This is a genomic window from Agrobacterium tumefaciens (genome assembly GCF_005221385.1).
Taxonomy (GTDB): Bacteria; Pseudomonadota; Alphaproteobacteria; order Rhizobiales; family Rhizobiaceae; genus Agrobacterium; species Agrobacterium tomkonis.
This window is the reverse complement of the sequence record NZ_CP039904.1, coordinates 601,532-615,416: the sequence shown is the minus strand read 5'-3', so window position 1 is coordinate 615,416 and position 13,885 is coordinate 601,532. Positions and strand designations below refer to the sequence as shown.

General features: G+C 56.9%; 12 protein-coding genes and 1 tRNA gene. 3 read left to right on the top strand and 10 right to left on the bottom strand.

Annotation, left to right across the window (positions count from 1 at the left end):
• Window positions 1-181: 181 nt before the first annotated feature.
• The 7 genes from CFBP6623_RS18005 to CFBP6623_RS17975 form a co-directional block, all read right to left on the bottom strand.
• Window positions 182-1,807 (bottom strand): O-antigen ligase family protein, encoded by a 1,626-nt coding sequence (locus CFBP6623_RS18005; RefSeq protein WP_080842824.1) that lies wholly within the window; start codon window positions 1,805-1,807, stop codon window positions 182-184.
• 80 nt (window positions 1,808-1,887) lie between these two features.
• The gene (locus CFBP6623_RS18000) at window positions 1,888-2,565 is read right to left on the bottom strand and encodes a hypothetical protein (protein ID WP_046799780.1); all 678 of its coding nucleotides are present in this window, start codon (window positions 2,563-2,565) and stop codon (window positions 1,888-1,890) included.
• Window positions 2,558-4,813 carry a polysaccharide biosynthesis tyrosine autokinase gene (locus tag CFBP6623_RS17995; protein WP_046799779.1) on the bottom strand — a complete coding sequence of 752 codons (2,256 nt, stop codon included), beginning with the start codon at window positions 4,811-4,813 and terminating at the stop codon, window positions 2,558-2,560. The genes CFBP6623_RS18000 and CFBP6623_RS17995 overlap by 8 nt, the downstream gene beginning before the upstream one ends.
• Window positions 4,814-4,943: 130 nt before the next feature.
• Entirely contained in the window at window positions 4,944-5,819 is an 876-nt protein-coding gene (locus CFBP6623_RS17990; protein WP_046799778.1) for a hypothetical protein, read from the bottom strand.
• Between the two features lie 248 nt (window positions 5,820-6,067).
• Entirely contained in the window at window positions 6,068-6,859 is a 792-nt protein-coding gene (locus CFBP6623_RS17985) for a metallophosphoesterase family protein (protein ID WP_046799777.1), read from the bottom strand.
• Between the two features lie 270 nt (window positions 6,860-7,129).
• Window positions 7,130-7,735, bottom strand: a complete 606-nt coding sequence (locus CFBP6623_RS17980; RefSeq protein ID WP_046799776.1) for a transglutaminase-like cysteine peptidase — start codon at window positions 7,733-7,735, stop codon at window positions 7,130-7,132.
• A gap of 146 nt (window positions 7,736-7,881) precedes the next feature.
• A complete protein-coding gene (locus CFBP6623_RS17975; RefSeq protein ID WP_046799775.1) occupies window positions 7,882-8,190 on the bottom strand; it encodes a hypothetical protein in 309 nt (102 codons plus the stop codon).
• A 319-nt stretch (window positions 8,191-8,509) separates the two neighbouring features.
• Here CFBP6623_RS17975 and CFBP6623_RS17970 point away from each other — a divergent pair, with 319 nt between their 5' ends.
• Window positions 8,510-9,067 carry an HNH endonuclease gene (locus tag CFBP6623_RS17970; RefSeq protein WP_003585610.1) on the top strand — a complete coding sequence of 186 codons (558 nt, stop codon included), beginning with the start codon at window positions 8,510-8,512 and terminating at the stop codon, window positions 9,065-9,067.
• Between the two features lie 31 nt (window positions 9,068-9,098).
• On the opposite strand, the gene CFBP6623_RS17965 is transcribed toward CFBP6623_RS17970, so the two are convergent.
• Complete coding sequence (locus tag CFBP6623_RS17965) at window positions 9,099-9,614, bottom strand: disulfide bond formation protein B (protein ID WP_046799774.1); 516 nt, start codon at window positions 9,612-9,614, stop codon at window positions 9,099-9,101.
• Between the two features lie 348 nt (window positions 9,615-9,962).
• Between CFBP6623_RS17965 and CFBP6623_RS17960 the strand changes: the two genes are divergently transcribed.
• Complete coding sequence (locus tag CFBP6623_RS17960) at window positions 9,963-11,387, top strand: DUF2235 domain-containing protein (protein ID WP_046799773.1); 1,425 nt, start codon at window positions 9,963-9,965, stop codon at window positions 11,385-11,387.
• 140 nt (window positions 11,388-11,527) lie between these two features.
• On the opposite strand, the gene CFBP6623_RS17955 is transcribed toward CFBP6623_RS17960, so the two are convergent.
• Window positions 11,528-11,612 (bottom strand) — tRNA-Leu (locus CFBP6623_RS17955).
• 297 nt (window positions 11,613-11,909) lie between these two features.
• On the opposite strand from CFBP6623_RS17955, the gene uppQ reads away from it, so the two are divergent.
• Window positions 11,910-12,560, top strand: a complete 651-nt coding sequence (gene uppQ, locus CFBP6623_RS17950) for a polysaccharide biosynthesis GNAT family N-acetyltransferase UppQ (protein ID WP_052818861.1) — start codon at window positions 11,910-11,912, stop codon at window positions 12,558-12,560.
• Window positions 12,561-12,612: 52 nt separating this feature from the next.
• Here uppQ and CFBP6623_RS17945 read toward each other — a convergent pair whose 3' ends face one another.
• Window positions 12,613-13,884: a GNAT family N-acetyltransferase gene (locus CFBP6623_RS17945; RefSeq protein WP_046801862.1), complete on the bottom strand. Its 1,272-nt coding sequence runs from the start codon at window positions 13,882-13,884 to the stop codon at window positions 12,613-12,615.
• Window position 13,885: the final 1 nt, after the last annotated feature.

Below are 13,885 nucleotides of genomic sequence, written 5' to 3'. Positions count from 1 at the left end.
ATTTTGGTTTTATTATCCGGAAAGTGCAGTAAATAAAAATATATAAAGTACGTTATGCTGTTTGGTTTTAACCGAACGGACTACTTCAAGTCCTCCTAGGCGTTTATGAAACGGGTTTAAACACTTTCCGTATCCACTCTATCATCAGGGGAAACTGATGTCGCCTGTCTTCATCGGTTGATCAATTTTGCCTGTTGGGTCCGGTTGCCAATGTTGGGACCGTGTCGACGATTTCCGATGCTACTGTAAAGACATCGGTAAAACGGGTTACCGGCATGAGCCTTTCATTTGTCTGGGGATCGGCCGAAGGTCGGCTCCGGCGTTGCCGCCCATCCCGTTCTGTTCCCGGCGGATGCAGACAAAGGGTTACAACGGGGGCGAGGAAGACGGCGTAAGCCATTGCGAAGCCGGGGATCTGTAGCGAAAAATCAAGCGTCGAATGTAGTGCGACAAGCAGGAGCCCAGCAAAGCCCAGATGGGAAGCGTAACGATAACGTTTGCGTTTACGTGCCCCGCGAAAAAATATGGCCAATTGGGCGAGCACAAAAAAAGCTACGTAAAACGGGAATACGATGCCCAGCGTCAGCAAGCCCTCGGCATAGACATTGTGAGCATGGGTGACAACGCTGTTCACGCCGCATTGCGCCGCATGATAGGGGGCGTAGGCTTCCTTAAAGCTTGCGAGCCCCGATCCCCACGGCCAATTATCGGCGATGGCGCGTGTGATGCCCGGCATGTAGCAGAAGCGCAGGTCGTCTTCCAACCGCGCTTCCATGCGAAGCGCCACCCTATTGGCGAAAAGCGAGAACAGCCCGATGGCGATGACAAGCATGATCGCTGCTCGTCGTTTCGATCCGTGCCGTCCGCCCCATAGGGGTGCCGCATTCCGTCCTCTTCGAATGGGGGAGTTGAAGACGGTCAAAAGGATAAGCAACAACAGTGCCGCAAAGCTCGACATGATCCCTGCGCGCGATCCGGTCAGCATCAATGCGATGAAGCAAAAAGCAGTAAGCGCACTGGCGAAAGCCGCGCTGCGGATGAGACGTTTCTGTTCATCCGGCACGGTCAGACGATTTGCCACCAGAGCCCTCACCATGCTCCAGTTGGGAGCCAGGAGCCTTTTATGCAGCAGCACAACAAGTGTGAGCAGGATGAGGCCGAAAAAGGTTGCAGCGGTATTTCGGTTGACGAAGAGACCGGTCAGACTGTCAAGATAAAAGCGTTTCTGAATGAAGCCGAGCATTTCAGGAAAAAACAGAAACTGCATGATTGACCACAATGCGAGCCAGCCGCCGCCTATTGCGAACCATCGCAGTGCTTTTGCCGCTCGCTCATTCGTATCGAAAATCACGAGGCCAGCTATGAAGGCGCCGAAGGGCAGGGCGGCGCTCAGCAGGCCGAGACGATCGTCAGCCGGGGTAAGTGATATCGTGGCGGTGGGCGCGGTCTGTGTGAACATCGCGGCAACAGACCAGGCGGGATGCGAGGGAGTGATGCCCGGCAGGAACAATGCCTGAAACAGCAGCTGAACGATAAGCCCCCCCAACAAAAGGCAGGTCGCTGCGATGGCCTTGCCGGCACCGGCCTGAGGGGGCCCAAGCAGAAGGATTGCGGACACCAGCAAAAGATAGATTGCCGCCGTGACGACAATACGGCTCTCAATCTCAACCGCGCCCCGATTGAGAAGCGTGAGCAGGAAGATCGCCCAGAACGCGGCGATGGCAATTGCCCGGAAATAGTCCTGAAATGCGAGCGGCTGGGGCTGCGAGGAGGACAGTGGTTCTGGCAGGGCTTCGGTGGGCTGCATGGTTTTTCGGCTTTATGGGAATTGGCTGCTGTGGCGGTGCCTCAAAGGAAGGTGAGACCTGACCGCGCCGCCCTTTTAGATCAAGGATGCGGGACTGGGCGTTTCATTCTGTCCGGCGGCTTTTGTGGGCAGATATTACGCAAGGTCCAGCGCAGGACTTCCCCTCCTTTGCTGCACACGATCGCGGTGTCGGCATCGCGGGCCGTGTCTGCCTGTGGTAGGGCTTCTTTTGGAAATTGCTGCCACATCACGAAGCGTCCACGTATCAGATTGGCGTCGGCCGGTCCGTAAAGCTGAGAAAAATTCATCAGCACGGCAATTTCCATGGGCGAGGCGTTGCGCAATGCACGAACCATGGCAAGACGCAGCCATACGTCGCCATTGGCAGGAAAACAAAAAAGCGCATGACGAATATAAGTCTCGGCAAAACCAAGACGCGCGGCTGCTGTCTCGGAGGCCTGATCTTTGCCATTTATATCGAGATCGGCGAGAACCAGCCGCAATCCACCCTTGATAATATCTGAACGGCAGATTTTTTCTGCGACGACGGGATGCAGCCCTTTGACAGTTTTCGCCAGAAGACCGGGTGCCAGACCGTTCTTATCGTCCGCGATCTTCGCCATCGCGACAATATCGGAAAAACGCCGGCTTTCGGAAAATGCTTGTGCTGCGATGGATAAAACAAACGTGGAAATGATCAGAACCGGCGCGACTGCCAAGAACTTACGCAGACGCGTCACATAGTCCCGTCTAGTCATGATAATATCGGGTATAGCGCGAATGATAATATTCGCTCGAACCATAAGCCCGATAGAGCTTCAGCTTTTCCGTGTCTACCTTGTTCAGGATGACGCCGAGGCACTTCTTGCGGATGTGGACTTCGTTTTCGATCGTATTGCGTACCGCCCTGCGGGCGGTTTTACCCCATTCGGTGATGAAGATGAAACCATCAATTCGTCCAGCCATTGCTCGAGCGTCAATCACCGGCCCGAGAGGTGGCAGGTCTACGACAATATAATCGAACGCGTTACTCGCTTCGGCCAGCAATTTATGCATCTGAGCCGATGTCAGCAGCTCAGAGGAATGTGGTACGCGCTGCTTGACGACTGTGGGCAGGAAAGCGAGCCGCGTCTTTTCGTCGTGCAGCAGCACGTCCCGAACATTGCGACCTTCCAGCAACACTTCGAGCAGGCCTTCTCCGGCGTGACGCGCCAGGGCGCGCGTGGCGCCCGGATTGCGAATATCGGCATCCAGCAGCAGCACTCTCGCGCCCTGCCCGGCGAGAAGCTGCGCCAGATTGATGGAGATCGTTGATTTTCCCTCACTCGGCAAGGCTGATACTACCCCCACCACCCGCGCTCCGCTTTTCGCAGCAATGCCGAGATCTATTGCGAGCCGGGTGCTACGCAGCGTTTCTGCAAAGGAGGATAGTGGGTGGTCTACAGCGTGGCGCCCAATGCTGGAGGGGCGTGTGGCAGCGGGATTGCTCTCTTTTCCTGTCGGTAGGTTGTCCGTGGCAGGCTTGTTTTGAATGAGAGGGGTATTCCCCAGAAACTCCAGCCCGAGAACATCGCGAACCTGTTCGCCGGTGCGGAAGAAGCGATCGCGGAATTCGCGGAATGCGGCCATGCCGCCGCCGGCTACGGCGCCCATGAACATGAACAACGCCAAAACAAGCGGCTTATTTGGCTTGCTCGGCCCCTCAGGCGGCATTGCCTTGGAGATCACGCGCGCTTCCGTCACTGGGAATGATTGCTGCTGCATCGCCTCCTGGTAGCGCTGCAGGAAGGTCTGATACATGTTCTTGTAGGTTTCCGCTTCGCGCTGCAATTCGCGCAACTGAACCTGTGTCTGGCTGGCCGAATTACTGACGTCGGTGGCCCTGGCGACGCTCTCCGCCAGTGATTTTTCGCGTGCTTCCGAGACCTCAAGATCACTTTTGTAACTTTGTGCTATCCGGCTGACTTCCTGGAACATCAGCCGGCGATATTCCTGCATTTCGTTGCGCAGACGCACGGCCTGAACGTGGTTGCCGCCAAGCCGGCCGGTGATTTCCGCCTCGACCTTGGAGGATTCGAGATATTTCTTGCGCAGATCATTTGCGACTGAGCTGTCGAGAATATCCGTTACGACGGCATCGACATCGTCAGTAGCGAGGATATGGTCGATCCGTTGCACCCGCGCCCGCGCCCTCGCCGTTTCCGATTGTGCCAGGATCAGCGCGCTGTTGGATTCGGCGAGCTGTTGATCGGAGAGCAGGCCGTTATTGCCGGCCGAGATCAAATTGTGCTCGGCGCGAAATTTCTGCACGGCCAGATCGGTTTCGAGAGCCCTCTGGCGTAACTCGGCTATGCGATCGGACAACCAGTCGCTGGCGCGCTTCGTTGCCTCATATTTGGAGTTCAGCTTGTCGACCAGATAGGCGGAAGCTACCGCATTGACGATCTGGGCGGCAAGCACCGGCGATGTAGAGTTGTAGGTAAGTTCCAGTGCATAAGTGCGGCCTATGCGTTTGACGGAGAGGTTCGACAGCAACTGGTCCGACAGCGCTCGTTTCAGGGTTTCGTCATCGATGACGGTTTCTTTTTCGGGCGAAAACCATTGGGAAACATTTACGAGCGAACGGATAGTATCGATTATCGAGCTTAGAAGCGACGCGCGTGCGGCTCCGAATTCCTGATTTTCCGCCAGATTCAGACTATTAATGACCGCAAGCCCGATGGTTTCCGATTGCAGAACCTCGACCTGGCTGAGAATGGATGCCTCGTCCTCCACGACGCCGCCGATCGTCGAAAGTTGCTCGACGATCTGGCTGTTGTTGCGGTCGATCAGCAGGGTTGCCGTAGCAGAATAAATCGGGACGGCGGTCACGATATAGGTCAGACCAATTGCTGCAGCGACAGCAATAGCAGCGAGGACAATACGCCATTGCCGACGGATCGTCGCGAGAGCGGTTTCGATATCGATAATATCGGCCGTAAACGCGCTTTTGTCGTAGTCGGCCATCGTCAGGGGATCGTGCCTTTGCAACAACTGTCAGCCTCGTTGTTTTTTAGCGGGCGCCGCGGTCGCCAAGTCCCGTTGCGTCTTAAGACAGAAAACCGCGATAACCCGAGGAAACCGCGGGAAGCCAGTGTCAAATCGGGCTTGTGCTTGTCGGTGTACTTACGCTACCGATTGAAACCGTTATCGACGGCGAAGTTGCTGCGCTGCCCGACGCTCCACTGCCGCCACCGCCAGCCGGAGCTGCTCCGCCTCCGGCCTGTGCCGTGCCGGCTGAACCGCCTCCGGCCGCTGAGCCGCCAATGCTGTTGCCGCTCGCAGGTGTGGAACCGGCGCCACCGATCGGTGAGGCAGCTGCAGCGGCTGCTGCGGGAGCGGCAGGGCCGGCGGCCGTGCCCTGAACGTTTTCGCTAAATGCAATAAGAAGATCGGATGGCACGCCGACGCTCTTGGTCTGCAGCTGTATCGCGGCTGCGAGTATCGTGTCGCCCCTCTGCATCGCCGTGGAATAGGCAAGCGCCAAACCTTCGCCGACGACCTCGGAGAAGTCCTTGTTGGCGACCTTTTTGGCCAGCGCAACGATGGTGGGCAGCTGGCTCGAATCACTCAGAATCAGTGCGGAAAGCTGTTCGGAGAATTGCGCAGCGTTGGTGGAAACGGCGATAATCGGAAACCCGCTTGTTACTCTTCCGGTCATGTCCGCTGCTGCGGCATCCGTGCTTGATGCAAGGGCGATCAAGTCACCCACCGTTACCTGCGTCGGAGACTGCTTGAAGAGTTCAGCGGCTGCAAGCGAAACCGTTTCCGGATTCGCGGTGTTGACACGGCCGAGGAAGGCGGCGGTCGTTTCGTCGGCGGTCTTTACGGGTGCCACAACCGGTGCCGGTGTAGCCTGCTGAGGTGCGGGCGGAGGAACGGGCTCTATGCTCTGGGCGTTCGCATAAGAAAAACCCATGCTGGCGATCAACATTGCGCCAGCAAGCGCCGGGCCGTTGTGAAGGCGGGACATAATACGTCTCCAAATCTTTAAAATACGACTTTAAATACATTCAATGTCGAATATGACTATCCAACATGTAAAAATTTCTCTTTTTTAAATCGCACAGCCCAAACGAACGATCAAGTGTTAAAATAGCGCTTCGAACGGAACTTTTAGCTATTGTTAACGACGAGTCCTACCGGTTTTCTCACCTTGAGAAGGGGATTTCGACAGGGTTTTGTCCTGCGACCATAAAAAATCATGCCATGCGTTTAATATTATGCAAGTAGGGTAATTTCAGAGTCTGAAATTCTTAAAATCGTAAGCCTGCCCGTCGTAAAAGCTCCGGTATCGATGCCGATCCGTCGCGGGCCTGTTTCGGGTGCCGCAACAGGCGTATGGCCATGAACGACGAGCAGGTCCAGCCCGGCTCCCTGCGACAGGAACGGCTCCCTGATCCATAACATGTCCTCATCGGTCTGCGCATCCAGCGGCACTCCCGGCCGGAAGCCGGCATGCACGAAAATATAGGGTCCGATGCGCGCATAGACTGGCAGGCTGGCTAAAAGCTGGCGATGGATATGCGGGATCGCACCGATCAGTGCGTCTCTGAAAGGCTGAAGTCGTAAACGGCCCTTGTGCATGAAATAATCGATATCGACACCATAGGATAAAAGCGTCTGGCGGCCGCCGAAATCCAGCCAGTGCATGTTGTCCTGCGGATTTTCGAGAAAGTCGCTGAACAGCTGCTCATGATTGCCGCAGAGCGCGATACGGCGCAGTGGCGCCGGCGGCGGCTGCAGAAGGTGGTCGATGACACCGCAGGAATCCTGTCCGCGGTCGACATAGTCTCCAACGAGAACGACCAGAGCGGGGGAGGGGTCGGGACCCAGATCCGCGAGGATTTTCCGTTCCGCCTGCAAAAGCAGGTCGAGGCAACCGTGCACGTCACCAATGGCATAGATCGGAAAGGAGGTCGGCTTGTCGCCAAGGTCCAACCGGCGGCGCCTCCGGTCGTCGCGGGGGGCTGGTTGTTTACGACCGCGAATCCAGTTGAGCACCTTAGGCATAGCTGCCGATACTGTCTCTCCGGTACAAGGTCAAGAGCGTTGACTGTGGTGGCCGAACAGCCTTCTCGGGCTGGGCCGTTTGGATACCATGATCTCAGCAAACGTTCTGTTGAAGCGCCGCATCAGCGGCGTTTTTTCGGTCAAGAATGCTTCGATATGGGGGCAGCATACCCTCTTTCGCATTCGAAATACATGACGCCTTAAATCGCTGGTCGAGCCTGCATCCGGTCCTGCGAAACGATGGGATGTGCGGGTATTGCCGGAGACGTTCTAGAGCTTCAACCAGACGCGCGGGTTTTCGTGCGACTGTATCTTGATCCATTTCAAATCCACCGCTTTCCATGGCTTGACGACGTTGGTGCGGTTGTCCAGCACCAGATCACCCTGGGTCGTGCTGACGACCAGAACCGCGTGGCCGATACCGCTCGGTGTGCGGGCTGTGGCGATGCGAAGCGCACCCGACGGCCAGCCGGCCCGCAGCAGGCGTTGTCGCTTGGTCACGGCGTAGTCGTCGCAGTCACCGCTGGCCGGATTGAGCTTCCACTCATCTTGTCCCTCAAGTTCGCCGACATAGGCGATCGCGGAGTTGATCTCGGAGTTGATACGCTGCAGTTCCGTGCGCTTCTGTTTCGTCAACTCGATCGTGTCACGATCGCCAATGCGGACACACTGGTCGGCGGCATTGTCGCAGAATTTAGCAAAGGCGATGGGCGCGATGGTCGGACGGCTCGTGGACATGAACTGGCCGGGCCGCGCTGTGACCGGGTTTTTGGCAAGGCCGCCCAGCTGAACGGCCGAAGCCGTCGTCGCGATGCTTGCCGCCATGCCGACGGCGACTGCCAAAGTCTTTACCAGACGGCCTGTTTTCTTTGCCATGTCTCTGCCCCTGCACAGTTGTTTTGTCTGTGCCTGAACATACCGGCCCTTTCTTGCAGGCCGTTTAAGTCGATAGATTGCTTTTTAGTGAAATCGAATTTTGTTGCCGGCAGAGGAAGCCGACCGGGAAATCGGCGCAGCCGCGTTTAGTTGCAGCGGGTTCTGCCCTCGGTGTCGACAAGGCATGTTTGCTGCGGCACGGGGCTTCTATAGTCGCGCCGTGCGTCCGATGAGGAGCGGCGGTTTGCCGGCGGCCGGTCATAGTTGCGTTCGATTTCGAAATTGCGCCTGCCGATCGTGCCCTGCGCACCACCGCGACCATCCGGCGTGACTTCGAAATTCTGATATTGCTGCGCATGGGCCAGTGCGGCCAGACTTATCGTAAGGACAAGCAGGCCTGTTGCCAGCCCGGCCCGCAACGCTGTCGATGGATGATGCCTGCTGCGCGAAACCATGCGCTCTCCTCCTGCTGATGGAGCGACCGATAGGTGTCAGTTCGGAATGTGCGCGCCGCTCTCTCGGTCGCGATAATCATATCACCGATGGCGCAACAAGCGTGAGACCGATTTTGTGCCCGCGAGCGGCGAATCGCTGTTCACGCGCTTGTCAGGCGGTAAGCGATCGGGCGGACTGTCGTCCGGTCATCAGGAACATAAAAGAGCCTTTTTCCCGCTGAAAAATTAAGCTCTTCTCCGCTGCATTTATAGGCTTCACAATCCTGTAACAACGGACCTAATATACAAGTGCAGATGCCGAATCGCTCAGGAGAAGCCCTTGACGATTGCAGTTTCACCACAGGCCCTGCCGGCGCTCGTTCTGAACGCAGACTACAGGCCACTGAGTTATTATCCCTTGTCGTTGTGGTCCTGGCAGGACGCGATCAAGGCTGTCTTTCTAGACCGTGTGAACATCATTGCAGAATATGATCACGCGGTGTCATCCCCCAGTTTTTCCATGCGGCTGCCGAGCGTCGTCAGCCTCAAGACCTATGTGCAGCCCACCCGCAACCCCGCCTTCACGCGCTTCAACGTTTTCCTTCGGGACAAGTTCGAATGCCAATATTGCGGCACGCGGGATGAATTGACCTTCGACCATGTTATCCCCCGCGCGCATGGCGGTGAAACCACGTGGCACAATGTCGTGGCGGCGTGCTCTCCCTGCAACCTTAAAAAAGGCAGCAAGCTTCCCAAACAGGCGGGCATGTTCCCGGCGCAGAAGCCATTCCAGCCGACGGTTCAGGATTTGCACAATAATGGGCGGTTGTTCCCGCCCAACTATCTGCACGAAAGCTGGATGGACTATCTTTACTGGGATACCGAGCTGCAGCCCTGATCCCTCAGGACTGCAACGCGGCTTTTTCCGCTTACCGGCTTTTACGGCTCGCGCCAAAAAAGGCGATGGCCGCAAGTGCAATGCTTGCGATGACGTTCCAGCCCGCGAAGGAGAGGCCGAGCACCCGAAGTGCTGCGTCATTGCAGGAAGGCGCCTTGATGGCATTCAGATTGCCCAGCAGATCGCCGGCATTGGTGGTGATGGACGGCGCGCCGGTGGCGCAGGTGATCGGACCTTCCCAGAAACCCCATTCCACACCGGCATGATAAACACCAAGACCGGCGCCGATCAGCATGGCCACGCCGATGAGGGCGAGGAGCAGCCGCGTGATCTGAACCGGCAGTTTGAAGACGCTGGTTGCAACGGCCAATATGCCCAGCGGAATGGCGTAATAATAGGGATCGCGCTGCAACAGGCACAAGGCGCAGGGCGTGTAACCGCCAATATGCTGGAAACCGAGGGCGGAGCCGACGGTGAAGATCATTCCCGCCGTGACGCCGAGAGCGGCGAGCGTACGGCTGTTGTCGGCGGTGGTCGCATTGGCCATGATGTTTTCCCCAAACTTCGCGAAGAAGCAGATATCCCGGACGGGCTTTCAAAAAGGCGGGCGTGATGGCGAAATTAAGTCGCCGGTCAACGGTGTGTTACGGGATTCGTCTAATCCAGTCCGTTACTTCTGGCAAATGAAAGCCCGTTAATAAACGGGAGGTGGATGAGCAAAGTTTCGTGATTTTACGGCGGCGATGACACAGTCGAACGGCGGTTTGTTTCTCTGCATCGTATAGAGGCTTCACTAGAAGAGAATTTTGGGGAAAACTCCCGGTTGAAATCCTTTTGTGCTTACTGAATATCACAAATCCAGCAAGATGGCTGAGGTTCATTGGAGCGAAGCCGCATGCCGAAGAACATCCTTATACTTTCAGATGGCACAGGTCAGGCCGGCGGGCTACTTCCCGATGAGCGCCGCAGTAACGTCTATAAATTATTTCGTGCAACCCGGTGCGGTCCAGAATCGGCCGTGAACCCCGATGATCAAATCGCTTTTTACGATGCCGGGTTGGGGTCAGCTTCAGATGCCGACGATATCAAGATCGGTGCCTTCCGGAAGATCTACAACGTTCTCTCACAGGCGACAGGACTTGGAATAACCAAGAATATCGTGGACTGTTACACTTTTATTCTCCAGTCTTGGGAGCCAGGTGACCGGATTTTCCTGTTTGGATTCAGCCGTGGCGCCTACACCGCGCGATGCTTGGGTGGCGTACTGGGTTGGTGCGGCGTGCCGACAAGGATGGATGACGGCGTCACTGCCTTTTATCGTGACCCGAAAACCGCTCGCAAGGTTGCAAACGAAGCGGTGAAAACGATTTATCAGCACGGAGCCGGTAAAGGCAGCAAGCTGCTTGACGCCCAGCGGAAAGAGTTGGCCGCCCGCTTTCGCGAAAAATATCGATCCTCTGATGAAACCAACCGGGCCAATACGGTACCTTACTTCGTCGGAGTGTGGGACACCGTGGGCGCGTTGGGGGTCAATGCCATCCAGCAAATACTCATCCTCCTCGCGGCCACCTTGGGAGTTGCCCTGTTGGCCACGGCCGTCTGGGCGATGATGCCGTGGCAGATTGCATTAAACGCATGGCTTTTTGCCAGCGTGGGTGTGGCGGTGACATTCATGGTAACGTGGTATCTGGCGACCCATTTGAAGTGGGCTACAGGGCTGAGCGACCCATGGTGGAAAACCATTCATCTGACGGGCTGGCGTATGAAATTCTACGACACGGTTCTCAATCCACGCGTCGAATATGCCAAACACGCCCTTTCCATTGACGAGAATAGAGCGAAGTTTGCTCGCGTGCCATGGACCGATGAATCGAGCGACTCGGCAGACAAGGAAGACGGTTGGTTCGAGCAGGTCTGGTTTGCGGGTGTGCACTCAGACATTGGAGGGAGCTATCTGGAAACGGAATCCCGTCTATCAGACATCGCGCTGGCGTGGATGGTGAACAGAGCGACGAATGTGACGCATCCCATCGTCGTAGACGATAAATGGCTGCATTTATATCCCTCCAGTGCAGGCGGTCAGCACGATGAAATTAAGTCGGGCTGGTTGCCGTGGAAATCATGCGTTCGCAAAATTCCTGTCGACGCGCCAATACATCCAAGCGTCGTTGATCGTTTCAAGTTGGCTGGTGTGGTCCATTACGATGAAACGAAGGCGTATCGGCCAGAAGGACTACGCGGCCACGATGCGGTGAAATCCTATTATGACGGGGGAGCAGCCCCTGATCCCGAGGCAGGTTCGGCTATAGCAAGGATGTAGATGAATGCGACGGCCTTTCGACAGGCTGAAACGAAAATTTTCGTTTGCCAGCATCCGTTCTGGACGGCTATCATCGGGATGATTGTTACGGGCCGGTGCGCCGAACAAAAACCAGAAAAATCAATGCTATTTTCAGGAAATGGTACCCCAAGCCGGGATCGAACCAGCACTCCTTGCGGAACCGCATTTTGAGTGCGGCGCGTCTACCAATTCCGCCATTGGGGCAACGGTGGTAATGCCACGGCGTCTATCATGGCCGGGGCCATGCGTGCAACCCCAAAGCTGATTTATCCTTCTTATTTGCGCGTGTTTATGGCGGCTATTGCCTGGCTGTTCTGGCCCAGTAGTGAAGGGATGGTGAGGGTTCGTAGGTCCCGTATCAACACACCTGCAGTTGCAGGATTAACGTAATATTAGATACCTCTAACAAATTAGAATATACGCAATTACTAATTGAATTATGATGCCAGTGTGGAATTTCCACGCGGGGCGGGAATAGCCAGAACTCATAGGGAGGAAATTATGAGGGCGCTTTCTCGCAATTTATTACTGTCTGCCTGTCTCATCTTACCCATCAACGCGCATGCGCTGGATATCGGGATCGGCGGCGAAAACGGGGTGAATGCCAGTGTCGGCGGCAATGGCAGCGGTGGGCTCGGTGTCGATGCTTCCGTTGGCGGCAGCAATGGTGTCAATGCCAGTGCCGACGTTGGCGGTAGAAGCAGCGGCGGTTTGGGCGCGGATGTCAATGCGTCTGTCGGCGGCAGCAACGGGGTCAATGCGGATGTCAACGCATCCGTCGGCGGTTCCAGCGGCGTCAGCGCCGGTGTGGACGCTTCGGTTGGCGGCTCCAACGGCATCAATGCCAATGTCGGGGCCAATGTCGGCGGATCGAGCGGTCTTGGCCTTGGGGTCGGCGTCGGTATCGGCGGTTCGGGTTCCACCGGCACGCCGGGAAATCCAGGGAATCCTGGAATCCCGGGAAATCCGTCCAATCCCGGTAACCCGGGCACGATGTCACCCGGCGCGATGCGCAACGCCATCCAGGCCTATAACGATATGTCGCGAACCGAGCGGATCAGGCTCGCCCGCCGTTGTGCCGATATTCTGGGCGGCGGATATGATGCGGCGTTGACGCAATTGTGCAAGATGATCAGAACGGCGTCACGCTGACGCAAGTCTTGCCACGACGGTAATCCGAAGGACGTCCCGGCGTCCTTCGCGATTAATTACCCTTGCGTCCGAAGGAGAGGATTTTCTGGCGCAGGCTGCGGGCGAGGTTGCGGGTGTTGCGGTACATATCCACCTGCGTGGAAACCTGCCGCACGTCCCGGTCGCTGTTGTGTGTCAACCCGACAACCAATGTGCCCATTTCCTGCCGTTCCTGCCAGAAGCGGCTCATGATCGGATGATCGGGCACCGCACAGCTGTCGCTTCGCAGAATATTGGCATCGTCCAGATGCCAGTCAGTCAGTTTCTGCACCAGCAACTTGCCGGGCGAAAACTGCGCATAGTTCTCGTCAAAGGCTGTCTTCCACGTATAGGCCTCGCCAGCCGTCATGAAAACGATCATGGATGCGATCGCCGCGCCGTCAAGGTCGATGGTGTGGATGCGCACGGCATCGGCTTCGGCCAGATTGGTGATTGCTTCGCGGGCGAAGGCGGCGCGGTAACGGTCGTTCACCAGCGCGGTGCGTTTGCGCCCTTTCCAACCGCTTGCCTCCAGCGCCAGGAATTCCTCCATACGATAACGTACGTCCTTCGGCTGGCGGGTCACGGTGTAGGAGATGGCCCCAAGTTTTTCAAGCTGTCGCCATTGCCGGCGCATTTCCCGCAAATGGTGCGGCGCGAGCGAGCTGCGCAGATAAGCCTCGCCATCCAGAAGGCTTTCCAGCATCGGCCGCTGATAATTGCCAGTCGTCGTTACCGGCAGGTTGCGGCTGAGCGCGATCGCCCTGAACATGCGGGCGAAAGGTCCTTCAAGCCGCACATCCGGCAGCACGAGAACATTCGGCAGCCGCATTTCCCGGTCGGAAAGCGCGTCGAAAAGATTGTCGAGCGTTTCCGCAGCCCCCTCGGTATCGACCAGCGGCGTGCCGAGCGGGCCGAAGGGATTGGCCCAGACGCGCAGAATGGAAGGCCCGATGGAGAAACCGGGCTTTTCAACGGTAAAGGGCATCAGAAAGCGCATGCGGCTTCGGGCGCCGTTTTCGTCGCGAATGAGGGCGAAGCGCACGGACTTGTCGTCGATACGCGGCATGGCCGGTGCCAGAAGCCGGCCGGTGAAGAAGACATTCGCTTCCATGACACGGTTGGACAGGAAGTCGAGTTCTTCCTGCATGTCGTAACCGAGCTGGCCCGGATAGATGCAGAATTCGCGGCCGTCGCGCCCAACGCGCCGGCTGCTGTCTGCCACGGGACGGTCACGCTCCGCCGACGCCATGAGCGCCGCGATGCGCGGGTCCTGAAAATCCGGATTCTTTGGGTCGCTGGACATG

Coding starts and splice junctions, on each gene's coding strand:
- CFBP6623_RS18000 (WP_046799780.1), bottom strand. CDS start 2,565: ATGACTAGACGGGACTATGTGACGCGTCTGCGTAAGTTCTTGGCAGTC.
- CFBP6623_RS17990 (WP_046799778.1), bottom strand. CDS start 5,819: ATGTCCCGCCTTCACAACGGCCCGGCGCTTGCTGGCGCAATGTTGATC.
- CFBP6623_RS18005 (WP_080842824.1), bottom strand. CDS start 1,807: ATGCAGCCCACCGAAGCCCTGCCAGAACCACTGTCCTCCTCGCAGCCC.
- CFBP6623_RS17960 (WP_046799773.1), top strand. CDS start 9,963: ATGCCGAAGAACATCCTTATACTTTCAGATGGCACAGGTCAGGCCGGC.
- CFBP6623_RS17985 (WP_046799777.1), bottom strand. CDS start 6,859: ATGCCTAAGGTGCTCAACTGGATTCGCGGTCGTAAACAACCAGCCCCC.
- CFBP6623_RS17975 (WP_046799775.1), bottom strand. CDS start 8,190: ATGGTTTCGCGCAGCAGGCATCATCCATCGACAGCGTTGCGGGCCGGG.
- CFBP6623_RS17995 (WP_046799779.1), bottom strand. CDS start 4,813: ATGGCCGACTACGACAAAAGCGCGTTTACGGCCGATATTATCGATATC.
- uppQ (WP_052818861.1), top strand. CDS start 11,910: ATGAGGGCGCTTTCTCGCAATTTATTACTGTCTGCCTGTCTCATCTTA.
- CFBP6623_RS17980 (WP_046799776.1), bottom strand. CDS start 7,735: ATGGCAAAGAAAACAGGCCGTCTGGTAAAGACTTTGGCAGTCGCCGTC.
- CFBP6623_RS17965 (WP_046799774.1), bottom strand. CDS start 9,614: ATGGCCAATGCGACCACCGCCGACAACAGCCGTACGCTCGCCGCTCTC.
- CFBP6623_RS17945 (WP_046801862.1), bottom strand. CDS start 13,884: ATGTCCAGCGACCCAAAGAATCCGGATTTTCAGGACCCGCGCATCGCG.